24 protein-coding genes are annotated in these 22948 nt (G+C 38.4%); 7 read left to right on the plus strand and 17 right to left on the minus strand.

Annotated elements, in window-relative coordinates; all coding sequences use genetic code 11:
• Positions 1 to 159 precede the first annotated feature (159 nt).
• A complete protein-coding gene (locus FZF08_RS20855; protein WP_200837138.1) occupies positions 160 to 1440 on the minus strand; it encodes a HAMP domain-containing sensor histidine kinase in 1281 nt (426 codons plus the stop codon).
• Positions 1437 to 2114, minus strand: a complete 678-nt coding sequence (locus tag FZF08_RS20860) for a response regulator transcription factor (RefSeq protein ID WP_159472681.1) — start codon at positions 2112 to 2114, stop codon at positions 1437 to 1439. Before FZF08_RS20860 ends, FZF08_RS20855 begins: the two co-directional genes overlap by 4 nt.
• 275 nt (positions 2115 to 2389) lie before the next feature.
• Here FZF08_RS20860 and FZF08_RS20865 point away from each other — a divergent pair, with 275 nt between their 5' ends.
• The gene (locus tag FZF08_RS20865) at positions 2390 to 3193 is read left to right on the plus strand and encodes a DUF2490 domain-containing protein (RefSeq protein WP_159472684.1); all 804 of its coding nucleotides are present in this window, start codon (positions 2390 to 2392) and stop codon (positions 3191 to 3193) included.
• Positions 3194 to 3265: 72 nt separating this feature from the next.
• Here FZF08_RS20865 and FZF08_RS20870 read toward each other — a convergent pair whose 3' ends face one another.
• From FZF08_RS20870 to FZF08_RS20905, 8 genes are all read right to left on the minus strand, one after another.
• Complete coding sequence (locus tag FZF08_RS20870) at positions 3266 to 3838, minus strand: DUF4136 domain-containing protein (RefSeq protein ID WP_159472687.1); 573 nt, start codon at positions 3836 to 3838, stop codon at positions 3266 to 3268.
• 364 nt (positions 3839 to 4202) lie between these two features.
• Entirely contained in the window at positions 4203 to 4763 is a 561-nt protein-coding gene (locus tag FZF08_RS20875; protein ID WP_159472690.1) for a fasciclin domain-containing protein, read from the minus strand.
• A gap of 178 nt (positions 4764 to 4941) precedes the next feature.
• A complete protein-coding gene (locus tag FZF08_RS20880; RefSeq protein ID WP_159472693.1) occupies positions 4942 to 6093 on the minus strand; it encodes a glycoside hydrolase family 130 protein in 1152 nt (383 codons plus the stop codon).
• 267 nt (positions 6094 to 6360) lie between these two features.
• A complete protein-coding gene (locus tag FZF08_RS20885) occupies positions 6361 to 6969 on the minus strand; it encodes a YceI family protein (protein WP_229216623.1) in 609 nt (202 codons plus the stop codon).
• Positions 6970 to 7010: 41 nt separating this feature from the next.
• A complete protein-coding gene (locus tag FZF08_RS20890; RefSeq protein WP_159472696.1) occupies positions 7011 to 7568 on the minus strand; it encodes an alpha/beta hydrolase in 558 nt (185 codons plus the stop codon).
• A 202-nt stretch (positions 7569 to 7770) separates the two neighbouring features.
• The gene (locus tag FZF08_RS20895; protein ID WP_159472717.1) at positions 7771 to 8850 is read right to left on the minus strand and encodes a formylglycine-generating enzyme family protein; all 1080 of its coding nucleotides are present in this window, start codon (positions 8848 to 8850) and stop codon (positions 7771 to 7773) included.
• Between the two features lie 49 nt (positions 8851 to 8899).
• Positions 8900 to 10336, minus strand: coding sequence for an NAD(P)/FAD-dependent oxidoreductase (locus FZF08_RS20900; protein ID WP_159472720.1), 1437 nt, complete (start codon positions 10334 to 10336; stop codon positions 8900 to 8902).
• A gap of 278 nt (positions 10337 to 10614) precedes the next feature.
• Positions 10615 to 11178, minus strand: a complete 564-nt coding sequence (locus tag FZF08_RS20905) for a DUF4142 domain-containing protein (protein ID WP_159472723.1) — start codon at positions 11176 to 11178, stop codon at positions 10615 to 10617.
• A 340-nt stretch (positions 11179 to 11518) separates the two neighbouring features.
• Between FZF08_RS20905 and FZF08_RS20910 the strand changes: the two genes are divergently transcribed.
• The 4 genes from FZF08_RS20910 (at position 11519) to FZF08_RS20925 (ending at position 14973) form a co-directional block, all read left to right on the plus strand.
• Positions 11519 to 11968 (plus strand): response regulator, encoded by a 450-nt coding sequence (locus tag FZF08_RS20910; protein WP_159472726.1) that lies wholly within the window; start codon positions 11519 to 11521, stop codon positions 11966 to 11968.
• 226 nt (positions 11969 to 12194) lie between these two features.
• Positions 12195 to 13295: a DNA topoisomerase IB gene (locus tag FZF08_RS20915; RefSeq protein WP_159472729.1), complete on the plus strand. Its 1101-nt coding sequence runs from the start codon at positions 12195 to 12197 to the stop codon at positions 13293 to 13295.
• Between the two features lie 34 nt (positions 13296 to 13329).
• Positions 13330 to 14292, plus strand: coding sequence for a lipid A deacylase LpxR family protein (locus FZF08_RS20920; protein ID WP_159472732.1), 963 nt, complete (start codon positions 13330 to 13332; stop codon positions 14290 to 14292).
• A gap of 207 nt (positions 14293 to 14499) precedes the next feature.
• Positions 14500 to 14973 carry a PA2169 family four-helix-bundle protein gene (locus tag FZF08_RS20925; RefSeq protein ID WP_159472735.1) on the plus strand — a complete coding sequence of 158 codons (474 nt, stop codon included), beginning with the start codon at positions 14500 to 14502 and terminating at the stop codon, positions 14971 to 14973.
• Positions 14974 to 15182: 209 nt separating this feature from the next.
• Here FZF08_RS20925 and FZF08_RS20930 read toward each other — a convergent pair whose 3' ends face one another.
• From FZF08_RS20930 to FZF08_RS20940, 3 genes are all read right to left on the minus strand, one after another.
• Positions 15183 to 15962: an SHOCT domain-containing protein gene (locus FZF08_RS20930; RefSeq protein ID WP_159472737.1), complete on the minus strand. Its 780-nt coding sequence runs from the start codon at positions 15960 to 15962 to the stop codon at positions 15183 to 15185.
• A 72-nt stretch (positions 15963 to 16034) separates the two neighbouring features.
• Complete coding sequence (locus tag FZF08_RS20935) at positions 16035 to 17120, minus strand: M48 family metallopeptidase (protein WP_159472740.1); 1086 nt, start codon at positions 17118 to 17120, stop codon at positions 16035 to 16037.
• Between the two features lie 14 nt (positions 17121 to 17134).
• Entirely contained in the window at positions 17135 to 18088 is a 954-nt protein-coding gene (locus FZF08_RS20940) for a YjgN family protein (protein ID WP_159472743.1), read from the minus strand.
• A gap of 165 nt (positions 18089 to 18253) precedes the next feature.
• Between FZF08_RS20940 and FZF08_RS20945 the strand changes: the two genes are divergently transcribed.
• Positions 18254 to 19069 carry an alpha/beta hydrolase family protein gene (locus tag FZF08_RS20945; RefSeq protein ID WP_159472746.1) on the plus strand — a complete coding sequence of 272 codons (816 nt, stop codon included), beginning with the start codon at positions 18254 to 18256 and terminating at the stop codon, positions 19067 to 19069.
• A gap of 72 nt (positions 19070 to 19141) precedes the next feature.
• Here FZF08_RS20945 and FZF08_RS20950 read toward each other — a convergent pair whose 3' ends face one another.
• The 4 genes from FZF08_RS20950 to FZF08_RS20965 form a co-directional block, all read right to left on the minus strand.
• A complete protein-coding gene (locus tag FZF08_RS20950; protein ID WP_159472749.1) occupies positions 19142 to 20389 on the minus strand; it encodes an MFS transporter in 1248 nt (415 codons plus the stop codon).
• 218 nt (positions 20390 to 20607) lie between these two features.
• Positions 20608 to 21153 (minus strand): O-acetyl-ADP-ribose deacetylase, encoded by a 546-nt coding sequence (locus tag FZF08_RS20955; protein ID WP_229216624.1) that lies wholly within the window; start codon positions 21151 to 21153, stop codon positions 20608 to 20610.
• Between the two features lie 51 nt (positions 21154 to 21204).
• Entirely contained in the window at positions 21205 to 21630 is a 426-nt protein-coding gene (locus FZF08_RS20960) for a response regulator (protein WP_159472752.1), read from the minus strand.
• Positions 21631 to 21772: 142 nt separating this feature from the next.
• Positions 21773 to 22354, minus strand: coding sequence for an ASCH domain-containing protein (locus FZF08_RS20965; protein ID WP_159472755.1), 582 nt, complete (start codon positions 22352 to 22354; stop codon positions 21773 to 21775).
• A 157-nt stretch (positions 22355 to 22511) separates the two neighbouring features.
• Between FZF08_RS20965 and FZF08_RS20970 the strand changes: the two genes are divergently transcribed.
• On the plus strand, positions 22512 to 22862 hold the full coding sequence (locus FZF08_RS20970; RefSeq protein ID WP_159472758.1) for a four-helix bundle copper-binding protein: 351 nt from the start codon (positions 22512 to 22514) through the stop codon (positions 22860 to 22862).
• Positions 22863 to 22948: the final 86 nt, after the last annotated feature.

A 22948-nucleotide genomic window follows, 5' to 3' on the forward strand; every position in this document is an offset into this window, starting at 1 on the left:
TCCTGGCTATTTTACCAGATGGTACCAAGTTGGAATGCGCAGATTTTCCGAGGCAAACCTAAATATGAAGAATAAAAATTATCCTATCGACGAACCGGATCCGATAGAATATATTGAAATTTAAATCGAAGAAATTTCAGTTACTTAGGTTTGCAAATATCAACCAGTCAACCCTTTAACTTCTTGTCGAATACCAATCGAGTGAATCGTCTCGTGATAAGTATACTCAATTTCCAATGCGTAATTATCACAAATCTGCTTCACAATGGCCAGTCCTAACCCAACGGATTCTGCACCGGCGGATTCTTTTTTAAACCGCTCGAATAATCTTTCCGGATCAGCTTTTAATTCATTTCCGGTATTACCGATCTTCAAAAAGTTTTCATCTGATTCCAGAAAAAGCTGACCGTTTGCATAATTATGGCGAATGGCATTACTCAAAATATTATTTAGCAAAATATCGGCAAGTGAAGGCGACATATCGATCTGAAAACTGCTTCTCAAATCCATCTTGACATCAATTTGCTTATGCGTTAAAATATCTTCAAAATCGGAAAGTTTGTTTTTCAATAAATCAACAAGATCCAGATCTTCGGTATCCGTAAACTGCTGATTTTCAATCTTAGCCAGAAGTAACAATCCCTGGTTTAACCGTGACATTCTTCTGGAAGCATGATAAATCTCCTCAATCCAGTAGGTATGACTTTCACTCAAATCTCTGGATTGAATAAATTGTTCTACACGGGCATTTATTAATGCAAGCGGCGTCTGGATTTCGTGGGAAGCGTTTTCAGTGAATTCTTTCAGACTTTTATAATCATGCTGCATTTTGTCAGCCATTTTTTTCAATACATCATCCAGTTCGCTGAACTCCGTTACTTCACTTTGCGGAAGCTGCAATTTCTCTTTTTTTGTCAAATCAAACTCTTTAATTATGCTCAGGGTATCGTAAAAAGGTTTCCATAATTTCCCGGAAAGCCGTCGCTGAAACATAAACATACTGATCATGAGCAGACATAGAAAAGTAACCATTGCCGCAGATATCGCCTCGATCAGTTTATAGGATTCAATCATCGATTTCCGTATCGAAACCCGGTGCGGAACGCCTCCTATAATTGTGTAAAAAGTAAGCTGGCGAAATGGCCCTATTCCCTCATCATAACGATTTTGAAGCAATGTATCTTTAAATACAACGGCATGATTGTACTCCCCGCTAACTGGCATGACTTCAATTTTATTCTCTACAAAATAGGAATTATTATTCCAGGTATCATGTGAACGGATAAAGGATTCGAAATCCTGCATTTCTACTTTTAAACGGGTTTCTATCTCGTCATAAATCATATATTTAATAATCCAGTAAAAGGCAATCCCAACAGCCAGATATATGACCAGCGAAGCCATCAGGTAGATACGGCTTGTTTTTTCAAGTAGTTTCAAGCAGCTGTGAATTTATAGCCAATACCATAGATAGACTGAATGTAGTCTTTTCCGCCCTTTTCAAGAATTTTACGGCGCAGATTCTTTATGTGTGAATAAACCATATCCAGAGAATCCGCCGAATCCATATGATCACCCCAAAGATGTTCTGCTATTGATTCTTTGGTCAATACGACATCAATATTGGAAAGGAAATATAAAAGCAGATCGTATTCTTTTCTCGATAAAAGTGTTTCCTTTTCTGAAACAAAAACATTTCTTGCTTGTAACTGGACGCGGATTTCCCGCCATATCATATCATTATTTCCTCCAAAATTCCGGCGGCGAATCAGGGATTTAACCCGGGCGTTCAGCTCGGAAAGGTGAAAAGGTTTGGTCATATAGTCATCCGAACCAATTTCCAGTCCTTTAATCTTATCTTCAAGTGTATTTCTGGCCGAAATTATAATAATTCCTGTTGTGGACGCAATCTTTTTTAGAGTTTGAATAATACCAAAGCCATCACCGTCAGGAAGTGTCAGGTCCACAATCGTACAGTCATATTGATATAAACTGACCTTTTCATCTGCCTGCCAGAAAGTATTAGCAACCTCGCAGATAAATCCTTCTTTTGTCAGATAATCCACAATGCTTTCCGCCAAACCTTTTTCGTCTTCGACAACTAGTATTTTCATGTAAGAATTTAGTGATTATCAGACAAAACTATAACCTGATTTTGGAAATATTTAGGAAATAGTTTTTGCTGCACAACTGATAGATTACTTCTTTGCAATTCCCAATTATTTCCAGAATTGCCAATTAGCTTCGTTAAAAATTCCTGGCTACTATTATTTTTTTTATTTGTTCCGGCAAATTATTTAATCAATAAGGTAATCAAAACGAGCCATAGGACCTCATTAAACATTAAAACGAAAATCATCCGGTTTAATACATTGTTAAATACTAACAAATGAAATTTTCAACATTTATTACATTTTTTTTCTTTATACTGACAATTCAGCCCATTTCTGCTCAGATATCACCGCCCGGACTGGACGGCACCAAAACGGTTTCCTGGGGCGTTGTTGGTTTTAGTCAGGCACTAAATAAGCGACTGACTTTGACAGTGTATGGAGGTGCTTCCAGAATGAGCGATCCTAAAAGCTGGGGATTATTACACAAGCAGGGTATTGCTGTTTACAATCACGAGTTTTTATACAAATTTAGTCCGAGATGGCAAGCCTCACTAGCAAATAGCTTTAGGGTGCAAAACCTGTATTCAGAAGAAAACCCTTACGAATCAGAAGATCCCTCCTATCGCTATGAACTGAGATATTACGGTCGACTTTATTACCGTCAGCAGTTTAATAAGGTTTCTGTCAATTATGCATTCAGGCCTGAGGCACGCACATTTTACTCCCCGGATTGGAGGGCATCAGCACGCCCACTTGAACTTCGTTTCCGGTTAAAGGCAACTGCCAGCCTGCCCATTAATGAGGATAAGACCAACATTATTGTCAGTGGTAATGAATTCCTGACAGCGGTGGATGAATATCAGTCTACTATACCGGCTGATCACCACCATACCTGGTCCAATTATCATTTCACAGAAGACAGGTTTTCAATTTACTTTCGGCACATTTTTAAAAAATCTGATATCATTCTTGATCTGGGACTAATGGAACAGTTTAAATCAGGCGAGTTCACAGACCCGGTTTCATACCTATCCTTTGATGTATTATTCCAAAATCCATTTTCCAAACATGTGAATTAGGCCAAATTATAAATTAAATAAAAAGGGAGACAACCTAAAACGTTGCCTCCCTTTTTATTTAGTCAAAAACCTTTATTTTGAACTATAAGTATCAGAAGTTGCCTGAGGAAATGTTCTCAAAATATCAGCCATAGTATTTTTCACCATCATTTCACGATCATCTTTTTTAGTTGGTGGTTTCACTTTTCCGGATGCCCAACCCTGCCAGATCATCTTATCACTATTCTTCTGATAAATATTCAGGATAAAACGGCTTTCCTGATAATTATACGTTGAAATGTTATTTCCACCACCATACCACCACATGTAAGGTGAATATGAATTGTTGGAACGTACCTGCTGGCGCTCCTTAACGTCCGTCATAAAACGAACCAGAATTTCCGGATTCGGATCCAGTTTATATCCTTTGCCCTGCATTACTTCAATCACAGCATCTCTCAATCTTCTTTTATTCAGCTCGCTTCCCAGCAACGGATCCTGGTCATTATTACGCTCCGGCGCTACGTTGAAAGTCTTGAATTGTTTAAGATTTACAGACGAATCATAGTCATAACTCGTTTGAAGTGCCTGACTACAAGCAAGCATTAAGGTACCCGCCACAACCATCATTGCGATGGATTTTGTCACTTTCACTATCCTTTTCATACAGTTGGATTTATTTTAGTTTACGATATATCTGACACCGTTTTGACGGAAAGGTTTAAATCTTGCATACAGATAGCTATTTAACTTAAAATTCTCTCAATTTAATATATCAAAGGATAAATTAATTTATACTTTTTAAAACTGTTAAATCTGATTCACTATTTCAATAAAACCTAACCTTCAATTTAATTTTTAAATACTTCTTTTAAAACAAAAAACACCTGGAATTACTTCCAGATGTTCGTAACTATTTTCCTCCTTAAACTTCAATCCTCTCGTTTTTCCCGGACAGAAATAAATCTGAATCCGGGAAAAAGAAAGGACTCATCAACCACTACCAACTTCACTTTTCAACAACACGATTTTAAGGCATCAAAACCTTATCAATTACATGAATTACACCGTTGGACTGATACACGTCAGCCGTTGTAACTTTTGCCATATTACCTTTTGAATCAGTGATCATCAGATTTTTTCCTTTCATTGTGAAAGTCAATTCTTCACCCTGAACAGTTTTAGCCATTGCTTTTCCACCGCCATCTTTGATCATCATCGCCACAGCTTTAGAATCCACTTTGCCAGGAATTACGTGATATGTAAGGATAGAAGTTAGCATATCTTTGTTTTCCGGTTTCAATAAGTTGTCAACCGTACCAGCTGGCAAAGCTGCGAAAGCTGAATTTACAGGCGCAAAAACGGTGAATGGACCCGTTCCTGATAATGTTTCTACCAAACCTGCCGCTTTTACAGCTGCTACAAGTGTAGTATGTTCTTTTGAATTAACAGCATTTTCAATAATGTTTTTAGAAGGGTACATTTCTGCACCACCTACCATTACTGTTTTTTCTTTTTGTGCAAATGCGCCGAATGTTGATAACAAAGCGACTGCCAATAATCCTGCAAATTTTAGTTTAAGCGTTTTCATAAATTCGATTTAGTTTATTTGTTTGATGGTATATACGGCAACAAAATTATTTTCGATTGATTTATAGAAAGATTTAATATTAACTAACAAATCAAAAACGCTTCTGACTATCAGTTTTCAGAATAAAAATCCTGATTTACTGAAAGTTAGAAGCGTTTTTTTTATAAAAAACTAACTGCTATTTTGTTGGTACAGGATCTCCCGGCCCTTTAATTTTTGGATCAAAAATAGCAACGCCTACCCGCGAATCTGCGCAGCCATAATATAAAAGCCACTTTTTCTTAAAGTAAACCATACCTTCAATGAATACGGTCCCGGCAACATATTGTCCGCTTTTTTCAAATGGTTCCATAGGTCTGAAAAAGGGAACATCCATTCGGCTTATTAATTTGGAAGGATCATTTTTGTCAAATAAAACCTGCCCGGCGCAATAGCTATTTGGCGTAAATCTTAAATCACCATTCGCTCCGGCATCGTTTTTTCCGTTATATAACAACACGATTCCTTTATCCGTAACAATTGCCGGCGGGCCGCATTCCGTCAGGTTACTGTCAAAAAAGCCTTTTCTTGGTGATATAAGATTGATCAGATTTTCTTTATCGTCTACCAATGGCGTCCAGTTTATCAGATCCGTTGAAGTGGCGACATTCACATTTGCTTCTCCAAAATAAAGCCAGTATTTCCCGTTTATTTTGGCAATAACCTGTTTGTCATTTACAAGTTTTGTAACAATAGAACCGGATTTCGACCAGATATTATTGAATTTTCCATTATAGGCTTTTACAAAAGCAGGACCATGTTTTTCCCATTTGACCAGATCTTTTGATGTTGCAATTCCCAGTCTGGCTTTATCACGATTCCACTGGGTATAAATCAAAACATAAGTTCCATCCTCTGTAACCGCAATTCGGGGATCTTCACAGCCTCCCGGCCATTCCATTGCTTTCTGGCTATCATCACCAGGAAAAAAAACCGGTGTCTTTTTTCTTTTAAATGTAATTCCATCCGTACTTTCCGCATAACCCAGCCGCGAAGTCCTCATCCCGATTTCCCGACCTAATTTATCCTCAGCACGGTAGATTACCACAATTTTCCCGTCTTTCATTGTTGCTGCCGGATTGAAAGTATCATTCGACTCCCAGGCAACTTTTTTGCCGGTCATCGGATCTAAAAAGCGCGTACTCGTATCGGGTGAGATGACCGGATTGACATTTGCAGGTCTTACAAAACCACCAAAAGCCCAATCAGGAAGATTATTTTTTGTTTGCGCATGAACCTGCATAGAAATCAATAAAATTGCAGGAAGTAACCCTTTCGTAAATCTTCTCATTTAGGATAGTTTATGATGACGAATTAATTAGGAAAGAGGAAAAGGCCTTTCGCCTACTTCTTTTTAGCGGTTAGCTATTAGCTTTTTGCGGTTAGGATGGCTCGAAGTAGGATTTAAGCTTAATAAGAAATTTAATTTTCCCATTTAATTTTACCTAAAAACAAAAAAACTACCCGCCGAAATAAATCAGCAGGTAGTTTCAATAAATCATGTTAGAGCAAAAAGCTAATTACTAAATGCTAATAGCTAACGGCTAATAGCCAACAGCTATTTAGCTATTAGATTTACATCAAGAACAAAATCATTTGAAATCGCTTTGTCACCAAGATTCTCGAAGAAGTTGGTCGAGCGGAATTTGATGTCGTATTTTGTACGGTCAACAGTTAATTTTGCAGTTGCTGCTACTGATTTACCGTCTGCTTTTAAAGTGGCAGGAAAAGTGATATCGTTTGTAATTCCTTTAATTGTCAACTTACCTGTTACGTCATATACGTTCGCCCCTTTTGCAGTTACCGAGGTAATATCAAGTTTGGACTGAGGAAATTTTTCAACCGCAAAAAAGTCATTTCCTTTCAAGTGTCCGGTTAATTTTCCGTTGGAATCATTATCAGTCAAATCGGTTACTGTTAACGATTTTGTATCCAAAACAAAACTTCCGCCTTTCAATTTATCCTTATCCAGAATCAACGTTCCGCTGCTGATCGGTACTATGCCTGTGTGCTCTCCTGTCACTTTTTTGCCAACCCAAACCACTTTGCTGGCCTTTGGATCAATAGTCAAAGTTTTGTCCGCAGCTTTTGACTTAGCCGGACCACCTGCTATCGCAGCCGCATTTACCATAAGACCTACCAAAGCAAATACAAAGATTTTTTTCATCGTTTTCTTGAAATTAAATGGATTAAAGATTTAAAGTAATTTTATTTTATGTCAACAAACCCGGAACTTGCCAGTTGTTTCAGAATTTCCTTTCCCTCCGGCCAGTCTTCCAGTTTTGAAACGGCATTGATATGCCCTTTTTTCCCAAGATTTATAAACGTACTTCCCCAGGCATCGGCAAAAAATTGCGAACGTTTGATAGAAGCGTAAATGTCATTCGTACTTGCTACAACGATACTCTTAAAAGGTAATGGTCGAAAAGGAATTGGAACAAAACCTTCCACAAAATTTAGTCTTTTTGATAGTTCAGCATCCGCCGGCGCAACCAGCAAAGCACCTTCAATCCAGGGTGATGAATATTTTGCAGCCCAGTGAACTACCGTTATACATCCCAGACTATGTGCAACCAAAACCGTCGGAGATGTCAATTTACTGATATACTCCTGCAATCTTTCTACCCAATCTTCACGGTTCGGCCAATCCCAGTTGTCCTGTTCGATCCTGTTGAAAACATCGGGTTGCTGAACTTCCCAAAGGGTTTGCCAATGCTGCGGTCCTGAACCTGCCAGGCCTGGAACTGTCAAAAAACGAGTACTCATATGCTAAGCCAATCCGTTTGCCATGATTTAATTTTCGATCCCGAAATTAAATTTTATATTACAAAGTAATGTCTTATTCTATATAAAAACAATAGAATATTTAGTCTATTGTTTTTATATAGCAAATTATTTTCAAAAGAAATACTTCTTTAAATTTTTATTAATATAACTACTTATTAACGAGTAAATTATAACTGCTAAATTATTTTGCAGCCATTACACAACGAAAGCCTAAATTATTACTTCCACTTGTAACTTCGCCTTTTCCACGACTTCCAGCCTTGTAGCGAATACAATATTCGTCACTGCACAAAAATGACCCACCACGCTGAACTCGTTTTACAGCACCCGGTTCATCGGGATCGTAGCTGTCTTTTGGCCCTTGTGGATTACCAGACGGACTTTTCTGATAATAATCCGGACGGTATAAATCTTCGCACCATTCCCATACATTGCCATCCATATCAAACAAACCGTAAGGATTGGCAGGAAATGTTTTTACAGGTGCGGCGCCTGCATAACCGTCTTCTTTTAAATTATTGTCAGGAAAACTTCCCTGATATATGTTGGCAACCCATTTGTTGGCAGGTTTCAGCTGATCGCCCCAGTAATAGGTATGGTTTCCTTTTCCTCCCTGCGCGGCAAATTCCCACTCCGCTTCTGTCGGCAAACGTTTTCCAGCCCATTTGGCATAAGCTGTTGCATCTTCATAGGAAACATGAACGACCGGAAAATTTTCGCGGCCCTTGATCGAGCTACCTTTCCCCTCTGGCTCTGACCAACTGGCTCCGGGTATATAATTCCACCATTGCAGAGGATTTTCCAAAGAAACTTTTTGTGCTGTGGGCGTAAAAACTGCCGATCCAGGAACAAGTTTATCTGCTGGTACTCCCGGATAATCAGCTGGATTTAATGGACGTTCAGCAACAGTTTTATAATTTGTAGCTTTTACAAAACGGGCAAATTCTCCGTTCGTAACCTCATGTTCATCCATATAAAAAGGATCGACTCTTACTTTATGCATCGGTCTGGAATCAGGAAATTCGTCAGCACCCATCAAAAATTCTCCTCCCTTGATCAGCACCATTCCATCTTTGCTTCCTTTACTTTCCACGATTTTTTCCTGACTTGCCAAAATTGCGGAGGCACGCGTCGGCATTCCGTCTGCGATACATTTAGCCAGACTATCCTTTGTTTTTTCTTCCGCCGTTTGTTTCGTCTGGCAGCTTAAACCGATGACTGCCAGCGACATCAATAAAAATAATTTTCCAAAAAATTTCATCTCAAAACCTATTTATTCACTATAAACACCTTATATAAACCACTCTCAATCAACCAATTGAAATTCTGAAAATATCTTTTAAAGCAGTTTTTGCTGCATGGTATCCACACATTCCATGAACACCTCCGCCGGGTGGCGTAGACGAAGAACAAAGGTATATTCCTTCATTAGAAGTCCGGTAAGGCGATAAACTCAGAACCGGGCGTGTATACAATTGAAAAACATCCTGGACTCCGCCGTTAATATCGCCACCGATATAATTCGGATTATAGGCTTCCATTTGTTCCGTATTCATTGTACTGCGGGCAATGATCAAATCCTTAAAACCTGGTGCAAAACGTTCCACCTGATTTTCAATTGCTTGCGTCATATCTTCTTTTGAGCCGTTTGGAACGTGGCAATAAGCCCAGGCAGTATGTTTTCCCGCCGGGGCGCGGGTGGTATCAAATACACTTGGCTGAGATAAAAGCACATAAGGCTTTTGTGATTGTTTCCCTTCCGAAGTCATTTTTTCACCCTCTGCAATTTCTTCCAGTGTATTGCCCAAATGTACTGTCCCGGCACTTCGGCATGCCGCCGCTTTAAAAGGAATTGGTTCGCTTAATGCCCAATCAATTTTAAAAACGCCCATACCATAACGATATTTTGCCAATCGATTTTTGTAAGATACGCTAAGTTTAGCACCAGCAATTTCTACCAATTGTCTTGGTGTTACATCAAACAAAACAACTTTTGCAGGTGGAAGCTGATTCAATGATTTTATTTGAAAATCAGTTTGAATTTCTCCTCCCAAAGCCAGAAATTTTGTAGCCAAAGCATTGGCAATGGACTGAGAACCACCTTTTGGAATGGGCCAGCCTGCTACATGCCCTGCCGCCATTAACATTAATCCGATTGCAGAAGTTGTCAGGTTTTCGAGTGGCTGAATTGCGTGAGCAGCCATACCTGCCCAAAGCCCGCGTGCCTGTTTGGTCTTAAATTTATTCGCCATAAAAACAGCGGATGGAATTGCCTTTAATCCAAATTCCGCCAATGCCAGAGGATATTTTGGTTTCGGAAACGGGCCTAACAAATCGGGCAATAATTTTGGTAAATCCCTTACAACAGGACTCATAAATTTCAGATAAGCTTCTTTATCTTTTCCCAAACCATTGGCAGTATCTTCCACAGAACGGTCCAAAACTCCAGCAGTTCCATCATCAAAAGGGTGAGCAGCGGCATGTTGGGGTTGGATTAATTCCAGTCCATAATCACCAAGAGACAAATTTTGAAAAAATGGGGAAATGACTGCCATTGGGTGAACTGCTGAACAAACATCATGTAGAAAACCCGGCAATGTTAAGGCCTGCGTTCTCATTCCTCCACCGATTTCCTTTTTGCCTTCTACCAATAAAACAGAAAGTCCCTGCTGCTGTAACGTAATGGCCGCAGCAAATCCATTAGGACCTGAACCTACAACAACGGCATCATATTCTGTTTTTTGCACAATCACTTTTATTTAGCCAGCTTAAAATTTCCAGTGCACAAGTATACTTGCTCCGCATTTCAAGCGATTTTAATTCCACTTTTTTATCCAGGCCGTTAGATTCCTACAGCACCGACCCCTAAACTTTTCAATTACTCTATAAAACTGATAGACAAAATAACTTTATATACCTCCAAAAAACAAGAATTAATTAAAATAAGCGATTTTCGTGACAATAATACTCACAAAAAAAGCGGAACAACCAAGGTTATTCCGCTTAAAAAAAAGGGTCTTGCTAATTATTTTAGCGTCTCCTTCAAAGCTTGCACTGTCTCAAGATGATGATTTAAAGTTGGCAGTTTTTCTGCCGCCCATGTTTTTATATCAGCATCTTTACCATCTTTGGAAGCCTCTTCAAATTTCTTTACGTCCTCCTTATGGTCGTCAACCATGGCCGAAACATACGCTTTGTCAAAATCTTTTCCGGTTTTTTCAGAAAGATCATTGTACATTTTCTGGCATTTTTCGCTGAGTGCAGTTGGCAGTGTAATGTTCTTTTTTTCAGCCAAAGCTTTCAATTCATCGTTCGCTTTTGAATGATCTTTTACCATCATTTTACCAAAATCTTTTACACCCGGAGACGCTGCATTTTTTTCAGCCAGCTCGCCCAATTGTACTTCCAACATTCCACCATCCGCTGCTGCAACCGCAAATTCTGTGTCGTCTTCAATTTTAGTGTCTTCGAATTTTTTCTCGTTGGCATCCTCAGCCATTTCTTTGCTATCTTCTTTTTTTGAAGAGTTACAAGCCGAGAATGTTAATATACTGGCCAGAAACAGCGCGCTCAATGTGATCTTTTTCATAATTTCTTACATTTTATGTGATATTGGCAGCTGAAAACAAAAAATTATGCCATCAAAATTTTGTTTGGCAATTCACCTTAAAAACCATTTCAGCGAAATATATCTCAAAATCCCATATCTCAGACTGGCGATTATATTCAACATGGAGTATCTGATCAAAAAAATTTGATCAACTCTTGGTAAAGTACTACGACAAAAATGTTTTTTGAGTAAACTTGTATTAATTTCATGTTTTAATTAACCAATACAAAATGCTTGTTTTGTAAGATGTTGTAAATCAGACTTTATCAGATGTAAATTACAGACATCAGGACGCAACGCAACTTTTGAATAATACAATATGAATCCGGAAAAATTCTACACTATTTTTTTAGCAGATGATGACGAAGATGACACCTTCCTTTTTCAGGAAGCATTAGAACAACTTTCCGTATCATCAAGCCTGATTACAGCAGAAAATGGCTTAGAATTGATGAAAAAATTAAATTCAAGCGAAGTCATTCCTGACATGATATTTCTGGATATGAACATGCCGGTTAAAAACGGGCTTGAATGCCTTTCAGAGCTGAGGTCAACTGTTCATTTTCGGAAAACACCAGTTATTATTCTTTCAACTTCCGTAGCGGGTTATCTTCTGGAATCGGCTTACAATGCAGGAGCTAATTTATATGTTCAAAAACCTACAAGTTTTTCAAGCCTGATCCGAATCCTTGAAAAATGTTTATTTTCGAAAAGTGATCTTGCTTCTCAGCCGGATATAAATGATTTTCTTGTTGTTAACAACAATTAATTTTCTCTGAATTATTTATTAATTTCGGATCTCCCCAACTTTATAAACTGAGTAGATACTTCCGCAATTATAATTTAGCCCGAATGTAATCTCATAAGCTTACTTGTAATTAATCTTCTATAAATCAAATACTTATACCAATTTACAATACTATAAAACCGTATTTTTTTGTACTGGTACTGAATTATTAAATAATCGCGAATAATTCATTTAACAGTACAAAATTATGTCGGTAGCCGTAGCCGTTGGTACACTTACAGAATTGCCTGTAATTTCCGCTAAACAAATAAAGAAACTTAAAAAGGATCCTGCATTAACAGCCGCTGCTGCGGGGCTTCATTACATTTCAGGAAGTGAAGCGCCGGGATATATTCGAAAGGGTAAATCTCCACGGTTCTATTACGTGGAAAAATCTGGTGAAAGATGTAAAGATAAAGAGGCTATATCGAGAATAAAATCCCTGGTTTTACCACCTGCCTGGCAGGAAGTATGGATTAGTAAAGATCCCGAAGGCCATCTTCAGGCGACCGGTATTGACGAAGCCGGACGCAAACAATACCGCTATCACCCGCACTGGAATCTTATCCGGAACCAGACAAAATATTACCGTCTGCTCACATTTTCTGACTCGTTGCCCCTCCTGCGCGAAAAGGTAGAAAGTGATTTACGCAGACGAACCTTTGATCTCGACAAAGCTATCGCATTGGTAATAAAACTCATGGATAAAACCTGTATCCGTGTTGGAAATCAGCGTTATAAAATAAAACACGGCTCTTCCGGCATTACCACACTGGACGCCAGACATGCTACTGTGAAAGGAAAAACCATCCGTTTTATGTTTAAAGGTAAAAAAGGGGTGAAACAGGATATCACATTGAGGGATATACAATTGGCCAGATTGGTAAAACAGTGCAAAGAAATGCCAGGACGCAGACTTTTTCAATATATCAATGAAAAAGGGGAAAAATGTGCTTTGTCAGCGAGCCATGTGAATGAATATATAAGGATTCATACCGGTGCAAGTTTTTCTGCAAAAGATTTCCGCACATGGATGGGAACTGTTACGGCATTTGAGTTTTTGAGTGGACAATCTGAATATAAAACCAAAAGGGAATTTACAAAAACTGTAAATACGTGCCTGGATGCTGTGGCTGCGCATTTGGGAAATACGCGTACCGTTTGCAGAAAATATTATGTGCACCCTGCTGTTTTTCTGGCTTATGAAAAAGGTAAAATCCAGCGCATATTGCATAAAGAAGTAGCGCACGCCAAATATCTTACGGATAACGAATTGCATGTAAAAGCACTCTTGGCGCACCCGGCATAATCCGTCGCAAGTTTGAGATCGTATATCTCATACTATGCGAAAACTACTTTTAATATCGATATTCTTAATCCCTCTGGTTTCTTACGGCCAGAGGATTGATAATCTTGCTTCGTTCAGAAATGTGACAGGCGAAAAATATTTCAGGATTCATTACGACAATGATTTTTACGGCAAAACAGATTATTATTACACTCAGGGTTATAATCTTGAATTTGTAAATCCAGGACTGAAAAAAAATCCGTTGTCCCACACATTACTCCGGTTAAAAAACAGTCGTACCAAATACGGTATTTCCTTCGAACATTACGGCTTCACTCCTACCAGTATCAAAAGCAATGAAATTCTGAGAAACGACCGTCCGTTCGCTGGGGTGATTATGCTTAAAAGTTTTGCGGTTTCAGTTGATACTTTACACAAATCACGATTGTCATCGACACTAAGTACCGGTATGCTTGGCCCGGCGGCTTTTGCGGGCAAAATGCAGAAGAAAATTCACAGCTGGACGGGTGATCAGGAACCTATGGGCTGGCAATATCAGATTAGGAATGAGGTAGTTGTTAATTATGAATTGAGCTACGAAAAGGAGATTTTCAATGTTCCCAATATTGTTTCTCTAAATACAAATTCAGGTATTCGGCTGGGAACACTCTCGGATAAAATCCAGGGCGGCGCTACGCTAACAATCGGTAGATTTGATTCCCCATTTCAAAGCCGCGAAAAAAGAATCAAAAACAATTATCAGCTTTATTTCTACACACAACCGTTGGTTAGTCTGGTTGGATATGACGCTACCATGCAGGGCGGAATTATCAACAGAAGCAGTCCTTATACATTGACTTCGGGACAAATTAACCGTTTCACTTTCCAGAATTCATATGGCGTGATATTAAGTTTAAGGAATCTTTATGTTGAATATTACCGGACATATCTGAGTAAGGAATTTGAAACAGGCAGAACGCATAAATGGGGAGGCCTCAAAATTGGATTTGCGTTTTAATTATAAACAACAATCACATTATCAAGTATTTAAATATAAAATTTACCTATATCACCATACGTAAAAGTACTTAAATTACGCACTCCCGGGCAAAAACGGCAACACTTAACCCCTGTTTTACAATATAAAAACGCCTTCACGTACAAATCTTATAATGGCACAAAGTTTTTAAATGTTCCAACATTATCCATTTAAAATTACACTGATATGTCAACGAACGAAAATCTTATAGAAGTATTAAATGATCTGATCCAAATTAATAACGACCGTATTGAAGGATACGAAAAAGCGATTAAGGAAACAGACGATATTGATGTAGACCTGCAAGCTTTGTTTCAGAAAATGGCAGATGATAGCAGAGGTTACGTATCTGAATTATCATCACAAGTTATTTCTCTTGGTGGTGAGGTAGAAACAGGCACTACAAATTCTGGTAAAATATACCGTATCTGGATGGATGTAAAATCAACATTCACAGGCCATAGCAGACAAGCAGCGCTTGAAAGCTGTGAAGGTGGAGAGGATGCAGCACAAGAAGCATATGCAGATGCATTAGCATCTGACGCTGAAATCCCTGCTGATGTAAGACAATTGATCACAGATCAAAAATCTTCTTTGAAAACATCACACGATTTGATCAAAAAATATCGTGATGCACATCAAGCTGTAAATAGCTTGTAATAATCATCAAGTTTAATAAAAAAAGACCTGGTTGAGAAAATTCTCAATCAGGTCTTTTTTATTGTATGAAAGTAAAAATTATATCACGTTTAATAATTCCAACCCTATTAATTGCTGATCCTCACGCGATGATTGCTCTTCAATACCGAAAAATAATCTACTATATCCAGAACCATAATTAACCCTTAATCATTAACAATTAACCATTATTAAAGTCTTGCCAATAGCTCTGCCTTTTTCGCTTTATACTCCTCCTCGGTAATATGTCCTTTTTCAAACAAACCAGAAAGTTTTTCAATCGTTGAAAAAACTGCATCCTCAGACATGGGTGCCAATGTTGGTTTCGAAGAGTTTTCATTCTCGTTCCATCCCTTGGATTTTACCACATCATAAGCTAGTCCGGGCGTTTCCTGAGTCAGATTTCCAGGTTCTGAAATCAATGGTAACGAAGAAATATCAACCGGACCATCCTGACTTGTTAGTAAATAAGACTGGCCCGAGCCTTGCTGCTGCGAAACTCCCGAAATGTGGTGGTGTTTGGTATCGTAAATGGTACGGTTTCCATTTTGTTCGATTACTAAACGATGCACAGGAGCAAAATAAGCATACTTGAAATTATTTTGAGAACCACTTGCCGTTGGATTACCAAAAACGGCTGGCCAGGGTGTATCGGAGACCCCATTTTTATTCTCAATGGTCTGTTCTGCATGCTCTTCAAAAATAATTTCTGTTGAAACAAGCTGAGCAAGTTCGTTACAAAGCTGGTCGACAGTAATTTTAATAGTCCGGTTGAACATGTCACCAACCATCGTCATTCCGCCTTTCATCCACTGACCACTGCCACCAAGTTCAGGAATGTTAAATTGCGCCATCGTGGCATTTCCATTAATAACAGCTTTCAGCATAGCCAAAACACTGTCTTTACTTAATTCATATCGTGATGCTATATCTTCAATTTTTTTCTGACCTTCTTTCGTGAGCGTTTTCATATGACTTCTTTTTTGTACCAAGACATTATATTTCAACTCAATATAACAAAAATGGTGCCATACGCTGCTTTTTCATTTGGACTGTTCTACAATTAACCTCCATCTTTTTTCCAGTTTTTCATTATCCCGAATTCCTTTCTGATGAAGGGAAGCATCTTTTGCATACTCAATTCTTTCGTCGGTAAGCGGATGCGTACTTAGCAGCTTCAAAGTTCCGGAATCATTTGATCCTGATTTCAACAGAGTAAACAGGTCAGTCAAACCCTTTAAATCCAAACCATTTGACTGCAAAATTCCAACTGCCTTTTCATCAGCATCTTTTTCAAGATTTCGGGAATAATTTAAATTCAACAACATATTGGAATTATCAGCCAGAACGGCTGTGATTCCGTTGATATCATTGAAGATTAGGGAAATCAGTAAATAACCGGACAAACTGCGGAAAATACTTTTCAGAGAATGCCGGTAATGCACATGTGCAACTTCATGTGCCAGAAGCGCCGCAAGTTCTTCTTTGGTTTTCATCTTTGAAATTATCTTGTCAAAAACAATGATATGTCCGCCAGGCAAGGGAAATGCATTCATTTGATCTTCTTTGACAACGGTAACCTTAACAGGATAATCCGTTTCGAAATCGATTTCCTTTACAAAATCATTAACATTACGTGTCAGGCTATCATCCTTTTTGTACTGGGAAATCATACTTTCATACATGGTTTCTCCCAGTTGCGTTTCCATACTTATCGGAATTTTATCCGCAACCGTTTCAGCGAACCAAGGAAGAATATAAAAATAAGCTACGACCAGAAATCCTAGTAACGCCGAGGCAAGTCCGGCTATGACAATGCCATTTTGATTTACTAAAAGATCAATCCTTTTGGTAAAAAATGGCTTTTCAGGATATTGTTTTTTTAACGAAACAAGAAGATTTTCATCTTTACTTTCGATCGTTTGTTTGGGAAAATCACCATATCTAAAAATATACAGTGAATTAAAACCTAAATCCCGCTCAATTACATTGATTTCCCAACGAACGATTTGTTGATTTTTATCCTGATCAACATATTGAATAAGCCAGTGATCTTGTTCTAAATCTAACGTTGCCTGATGTGTTACTGAAAATTTTCCATCAAAATATAAAATATCAAAACGGTACATAAAATAGCTTTTATTTATACCAGTCCAATATCGATCATGTCGGAAATATCTTCACCGGTTGCATCCCGATAATCCATTTCCGTTTGCTGAATTGCATTGACGTCCAGATTTCCTTCAATCAGAATGTTTGAGAAAATAAAATTGAGTGTGCGAACTGTCGCCCACGGAGTTCCGAAACCAAGGGTTAATATAATGATGAAAAGATTGCCAATAATGAGTTTGAAATAGCCGCCAGCTGTTGCCGTGGAGCGAAATTGAATGATTTCTCCGTCCTGCTCCATTTGGATATTATCAACAAAATAACGGAAAAGGTCTTTTACATACCAGAAAGAATAAACGCCGAGCGTGATTAAAGTCAGAAAGTAACCTTTTAAATGAAGTTTGAAATAATCCGTACCGTTACCGTGATACGAAAATGAAATGCTTCCGAAACGCAGATGACTAAATATGTACTTCCTGATTTTAATAATGAACCAGAAATAGTAAATCCCTATTGTCGAAATCGTTAGCAACGCCCCGATAATAAATTCCTGCAAAAATTCTTTCTGGTCGCCGCGATAGCCAAAATGAATTCCGCGCCAGGATGAACGTGACGCTCTGTACTTGGTAGAACCATGAATAGCGATTGGAATCAGTAAAATAAAAGAAGCATAAGTAACAAAGAAGCCAATGCTCATGATCAATGGCTTTTTTGACAAAACACAAAGTATCAAAAATGCATAAATGACAACAAAAATTCCGATCGCTTTGATAAAGCCAATAAACATTTCTTTACCAGTTCCGTGAAAAGTGAAACGGCTACCTTCAAATTCTGTTTCCTGATAAATATATTGCAGGACCGCGGCCTTTGCCCACGGATAATACATGCCCAGCGTAACAAGGGTAAGCAATAAATTGACGATGTAAATACCAAAAAGTTTGCTGCCTTCTCCATGAAAAGTAACCTGGTGTTGATCTTTTTCTTCCATTTTTAAAATTGAGAGTATGAGGTGCTAAATATAAGATAAATAATATAAAATCTGTTTTTACTAATGTTAAAATTGGTGTTGTCATGAAATCCAAATCCTGATTAGAAAAAACCAGTAACCCGCGGTGCTTTAAATCTTTTAACTAAAAACTCTGTAAAACTGAAAATGAAATATCTATTAATTCCACTGGTTTTTCTGCTTTGCCATACAGCACTTAAAGCATCAAAAGTTGATACCGTTTCGACATATAGTCCATCGATGCGGAAAAATATTAAGGCTGTCGTCATTACTCCCGATGCTATTAAATCAAGCGAAAAGCTGCCTGTTTTATATTTACTACACGGTTATAGCGGTAACCAGGCCGACTGGATCAGTAAGGTGAAATCGGTGTCAGAGTATGCCGATCAGTATAAATTAATTATCGTATGTCCGGACGGAAATTTTTCAAGCTGGTATTTCGACAGCCCGGTTGATACTACATTTAAATACGAAACTTATGTAAGTTCCGAGCTGGTATCCTGGATTGATACGCATTACAAAACTATCAACAACAAATCCGGAAGAGCCATTACAGGTTTGAGTATGGGTGGACACGGTGCTTTATTCCTGGCGCTCAAACATCAGGATGTTTTCGGAGCAGCTGGCAGTATGAGCGGTGGAGTGGATTTACGGCCATTTCCTTTAAACTGGGATATGGCGAAAAGGCTTGGGTCTTATGCCGAATTTCCGGAAAGATGGGATAGTCATAGCGTTATTAACATGACTCATCTTTTAACATCAAAAACACTTCCACTGATCATCGATTGCGGAACGGAAGATTTCTTTTTTCCTGTCAATGTAAAACTGCATCAGAAACTGCTGGACAATAATATTCCACACGATTTCATTACCCGAAAAGGTGCACATAATTGGGAATACTGGTCGAATGCAATAAGTTATCAGGTTTTGTTTTTCTCTAAATTTTTCAAAACCGCAGCATAATTGGTAACAAAAAAGCGGTGTACGTTTTCTGTCTGTCAGAAAACGTACACCGCTTTTTTATGTATTACACAATTAAGTCAGTCTCATATCAAAAAGATCTTTTGACTTGCTGTATACATAGGTAACGACCAAAAGTGTAATGGCGCCACCTACCAAAACCGTTGGAATTGGTCCGGCTAAACGGGTTGCCAATCCGGATTCAAAAGCGCCGAGTTCATTGGAAGAACTTACAAAAATACCGCTCACGGAGGCGACACGGCCACGCATTTCATCGGGAGGAAAAATCTGCATAATGGTCTGGCGGATTACGACGCTGATACTATCACAAATTCCGGTCACAAATAAAGCTGCGCAAGAGAGCCAGAAATTGGTTGAAAGCGAAAATATGATTGTAAAAACTCCGAAACCAGCTACGGAAATTAACATATTTCTCCAGGCCTGATGTGTCGGTGGAAAATGCGCCATCGCAAACATCGTGATCAACGCACCAACGGATGGTGCCGCTCTTAACAATCCCAAACCTTCCGGCCCAACGTGCAAAATATCTTCTGCAAAAACAGGTAAAATAGCAATTACACCTCCGAACAAAACTGAAAACATATCCAGTGAAAGTGCGTATAAAATAATTTTAGTACTGAACACAAACCGCAAACCATCCCGGAGACTTTGCCAGATTGAAATGGTCGACAACCGGTTATTCACCGGATTTGTTTTAATCAACGTGATCAAAACCAGACAAACCACCATCGTGATCATAATCGCAAGCAAGGTATGCGTCAGCCCCATATATACATAAAGAAAACCCGCAATCCCGGGCCCGATCACCGCACCCGCTTGTGAAAAGGTACTGCTCCATGTGGAGGAATTAGAATAAATTTCTCTGGGAACAAGAAATGGTTTCAGCGAAGAGGACGCTGGAGAATAAAATCCTTTTGCAAGTCCTATCAGGAAGAAAACTGCATAAACAGACCACAAATGCTGATTTGTAGTTAAAGCAGCAATCCATTGCGGCTGAAAAAGAAAATACAAAATCGCAGATCCGGCAATGATCACCGACAAACTAACGCGAAGAATAATCCTTCTATCGTTACGGTCTGCGACGTGTCCGCCGAAAAGAGAAACGGCAATGAACGGAACCACTTCGGCCAGGCCGATCATTCCCAAAGCCAGAGGGTCATGCGTGAGCCTATAAAGTTCATAGCCAATGATCACTTCCTGAATCAGAAGCGCGCATCGATACAAAAAGCTGTTGGCGAGAAAATAGCGAAATTCGGAGTAGCGAAGTGCGGAGTAAGCGTCGTGTTTGACTGGTGTATTCAACTTATTGTAATAATTAGTTAAAGAAAACCAACCCTGAATAAGATTGGTTAGGCTCTTACTTAATTAACAATAAATCACAATCTGAGTTCTAGGTTTTAATATAACTTTTCAAAAAAATATTGCTCCCAATATCTATATTCATTAAATTTTAATTCTAGACCAAATTGTACTATTGCCCATTCTATCATTCTATCATTCTATCATTCTATCATTCAAAACTAAACCCCGACTCCCGCCAGTTCCTTCTCCATAAACAAATAATTCTCTTCATCAAAACACACGAAAATCACTTTTTCAATTTTATCATTTTTAGAAAGAAACTTCGAAACCGTTTGAACAGCTACTTGTGCAGCGTCAAATTTTGGGTAACCATAAACGCCTGTACTGATATTTGGAAAAGCAATGGATTGACAACCATTCATTACTGCCAGTTGCATGGAATTGATGTAACAATTAGAAAGCTTTTCAGTTTTATCTTCCCCGCCGCCATTCCAAACCGGTCCAACGGTATGGATTACGAACTTTGATGGTAGTTTTCCCGCTGTGGTAATTACGGCCTCACCAGTTTTACAGCCACCTTGGCGGGCAATAATTTCCCTGCATTCTTCCAAAATTTCAGGCCCGCCAGCCCGATGAATTGCTCCATCCACACCTCCGCCACCCAGTAAGGAAGAATTTGCCGCATTAACTATCGCGTCCACAGAAAGTTTCGTTATATCACCTTTAATAAGTTCAATTCTGGATGTAGATTTATTCATAGCCATTTCCAAAAAAAGTTATATCCTGTTAAAATTTCGATTTTATCAAAGTTGTGATTATAAAAATTCAGCAGGTGAAATGCATTCTCTCCAATAGTCCACAATCGTCTGGATTGTTCTTTTAAAGTCATCAAATGACGCAGGTTTTTTGAAAAAGCCCTGAATCGAATTTGAGTACGCATCCATTACCAGTTCATGGTTGGCACCCGTTGTAAAAAATAAATATGGAATACATTTTACACTTTCCTGTTCATGATTTTGCACGCTGTTCCTGATTTCAAAGCCGTTCATTTTAGGCATATTGATATCGGATAAAATAAGTAATGGCCTGGAATCTGTTGTACCCAAATATTCCATCGCTTTTATACCATCATCAAAAAACAAAACCTCATTATTGTATGGAAGATTTTTAAAAGTTTCCTCAATCAAAAACTGATCTTCCAAATCATCTTCAATAACAATGATTGGTCCGTCAATATTCATAATTTGTTAAGTTTAGTATAGAAGTAACACTGTCCAGTTACTGATTAAAAGAACCATTCCCATAGACTGACTTAACGCTTCATTATTTTTAAGATTTTGAGGTAATAAAAAAGCCCGGAAAGTCCGGGCTCATAAAAAAATATTATTTGCTTATTAATTTCAGATATTCCTCGCCAAGAGGTGTCAGGGTATACCCAGGTTCATGGCTTATCGTAAGACCGAGCGCCTTCAATTTTCTTATATTCAATTTGAGCCATTCTTTTTCTTTTTTTGCCTTAATCGCCAAATCAGCAGCCCGCAGTTTCGGGTTTTCCTGAATTGCGATCAAAGTTTTTGTAGTCCACTTACCGATCTTGCTGAATTTATCAAGATTTTCCAGAGCGAGTTTCAGTTCTTCCAATTCCTCTTCATCAATTGTCGCATTTTCGCTCAACTCAACATGAGGATTTTCTGAATCAAATGCTACTTCAATTTTATAAATATCACCGTCTTTCTGACTTTCCAGAAGCTGAATTAAAGGAAGTGCCGCTGTGAATCCAGCCTTTTGTGCGTCTTCGTCTGTAATTTTATCAAGATCCGTTTTTTCCGTTGAAACAATTCGGATCACACCTACGCTGGTTTTTACAAGACCGCCGGCACTCACCTGAAGCTTCTTCCATTTACGGAATGCCAGTGAAATGCTTCCTGCCTTTATTCCTTCGAGATGTTTTAATTTAATGAGCATAATTAATCAATTTCAAAATTTTCATAAAGATAACCTTTCTGGCTCAAAAAATCTGACTTGAATATTTGATCAGCGAATCAAGGCAATCTTAAAATCTATCTGGCAGGATTATTTATTATATCACAATATAACTATCACTTCCTTAGCTAACGCAACCATGACTAACCCAACACTACAAAACTGTATTGACCTTTGCAACGCTTGTGCTGCCGCGTGCAACTATTGTGCAAGCGCATGTTTGAAAGAAAATGATGTGAATATGCAGGCAAAATGTATAAACCTGGATTTACAATGCGCCGCTTTATGTTATGCTACGGCACAATTACTAACGCTGGACAGTGAATTTGCAGATGATCTTTGTAAAGTTTGTGCTGATGTTTGCAATGCATGCGCAGAAGAATGTGAAAAACATGCCGCCATGGGAATGAAACATTGTGAAATGTGTGCAGAAGCATGTAGAAATTGCGCCAAAGCTTGTGAAGAAATGGTACAACTTGAAGCCAAATAAATAAAGCGCTGGTACGTTTTAATTTAACAGATATATAAAAGCTCCGTGTTATTCAGTTAACAGGGAGCTTTTGGTATTTATTATAA

The organism is Dyadobacter sp. 3J3 (assembly GCF_009801115.1).
Classification (GTDB): domain Bacteria; phylum Bacteroidota; class Bacteroidia; order Cytophagales; family Spirosomataceae; genus Dyadobacter.

Coding starts and splice junctions, on each gene's coding strand:
- FZF08_RS20915 (WP_159472729.1), top strand. CDS start 12,195: ATGTCGGTAGCCGTAGCCGTTGGTACACTTACAGAATTGCCTGTAATT.
- FZF08_RS20955 (WP_229216624.1), bottom strand. CDS start 21,153: ATGGCTATGAATAAATCTACATCCAGAATTGAACTTATTAAAGGTGAT.
- FZF08_RS20860 (WP_159472681.1), bottom strand. CDS start 2,114: ATGAAAATACTAGTTGTCGAAGACGAAAAAGGTTTGGCGGAAAGCATT.
- FZF08_RS20905 (WP_159472723.1), bottom strand. CDS start 11,178: ATGAAAAAGATCACATTGAGCGCGCTGTTTCTGGCCAGTATATTAACA.
- FZF08_RS20895 (WP_159472717.1), bottom strand. CDS start 8,850: ATGAAATTTTTTGGAAAATTATTTTTATTGATGTCGCTGGCAGTCATC.
- FZF08_RS20865 (WP_159472684.1), top strand. CDS start 2,390: ATGAAATTTTCAACATTTATTACATTTTTTTTCTTTATACTGACAATT.
- FZF08_RS20910 (WP_159472726.1), top strand. CDS start 11,519: ATGAATCCGGAAAAATTCTACACTATTTTTTTAGCAGATGATGACGAA.
- FZF08_RS20960 (WP_159472752.1), bottom strand. CDS start 21,630: ATGAATATTGACGGACCAATCATTGTTATTGAAGATGATTTGGAAGAT.
- FZF08_RS20870 (WP_159472687.1), bottom strand. CDS start 3,838: ATGAAAAGGATAGTGAAAGTGACAAAATCCATCGCAATGATGGTTGTG.
- FZF08_RS20925 (WP_159472735.1), top strand. CDS start 14,500: ATGTCAACGAACGAAAATCTTATAGAAGTATTAAATGATCTGATCCAA.
- FZF08_RS20890 (WP_159472696.1), bottom strand. CDS start 7,568: ATGAGTACTCGTTTTTTGACAGTTCCAGGCCTGGCAGGTTCAGGACCG.
- FZF08_RS20880 (WP_159472693.1), bottom strand. CDS start 6,093: ATGAGAAGATTTACGAAAGGGTTACTTCCTGCAATTTTATTGATTTCT.
- FZF08_RS20940 (WP_159472743.1), bottom strand. CDS start 18,088: ATGGAAGAAAAAGATCAACACCAGGTTACTTTTCATGGAGAAGGCAGC.
- FZF08_RS20885 (WP_229216623.1), bottom strand. CDS start 6,969: ATGAAAAAAATCTTTGTATTTGCTTTGGTAGGTCTTATGGTAAATGCG.
- FZF08_RS20930 (WP_159472737.1), bottom strand. CDS start 15,962: ATGAAAACGCTCACGAAAGAAGGTCAGAAAAAAATTGAAGATATAGCA.
- FZF08_RS20875 (WP_159472690.1), bottom strand. CDS start 4,763: ATGAAAACGCTTAAACTAAAATTTGCAGGATTATTGGCAGTCGCTTTG.
- FZF08_RS20935 (WP_159472740.1), bottom strand. CDS start 17,120: ATGTACCGTTTTGATATTTTATATTTTGATGGAAAATTTTCAGTAACA.
- FZF08_RS20945 (WP_159472746.1), top strand. CDS start 18,254: ATGAAATATCTATTAATTCCACTGGTTTTTCTGCTTTGCCATACAGCA.
- FZF08_RS20920 (WP_159472732.1), top strand. CDS start 13,330: ATGCGAAAACTACTTTTAATATCGATATTCTTAATCCCTCTGGTTTCT.
- FZF08_RS20970 (WP_159472758.1), top strand. CDS start 22,512: ATGACTAACCCAACACTACAAAACTGTATTGACCTTTGCAACGCTTGT.
- FZF08_RS20965 (WP_159472755.1), bottom strand. CDS start 22,354: ATGCTCATTAAATTAAAACATCTCGAAGGAATAAAGGCAGGAAGCATT.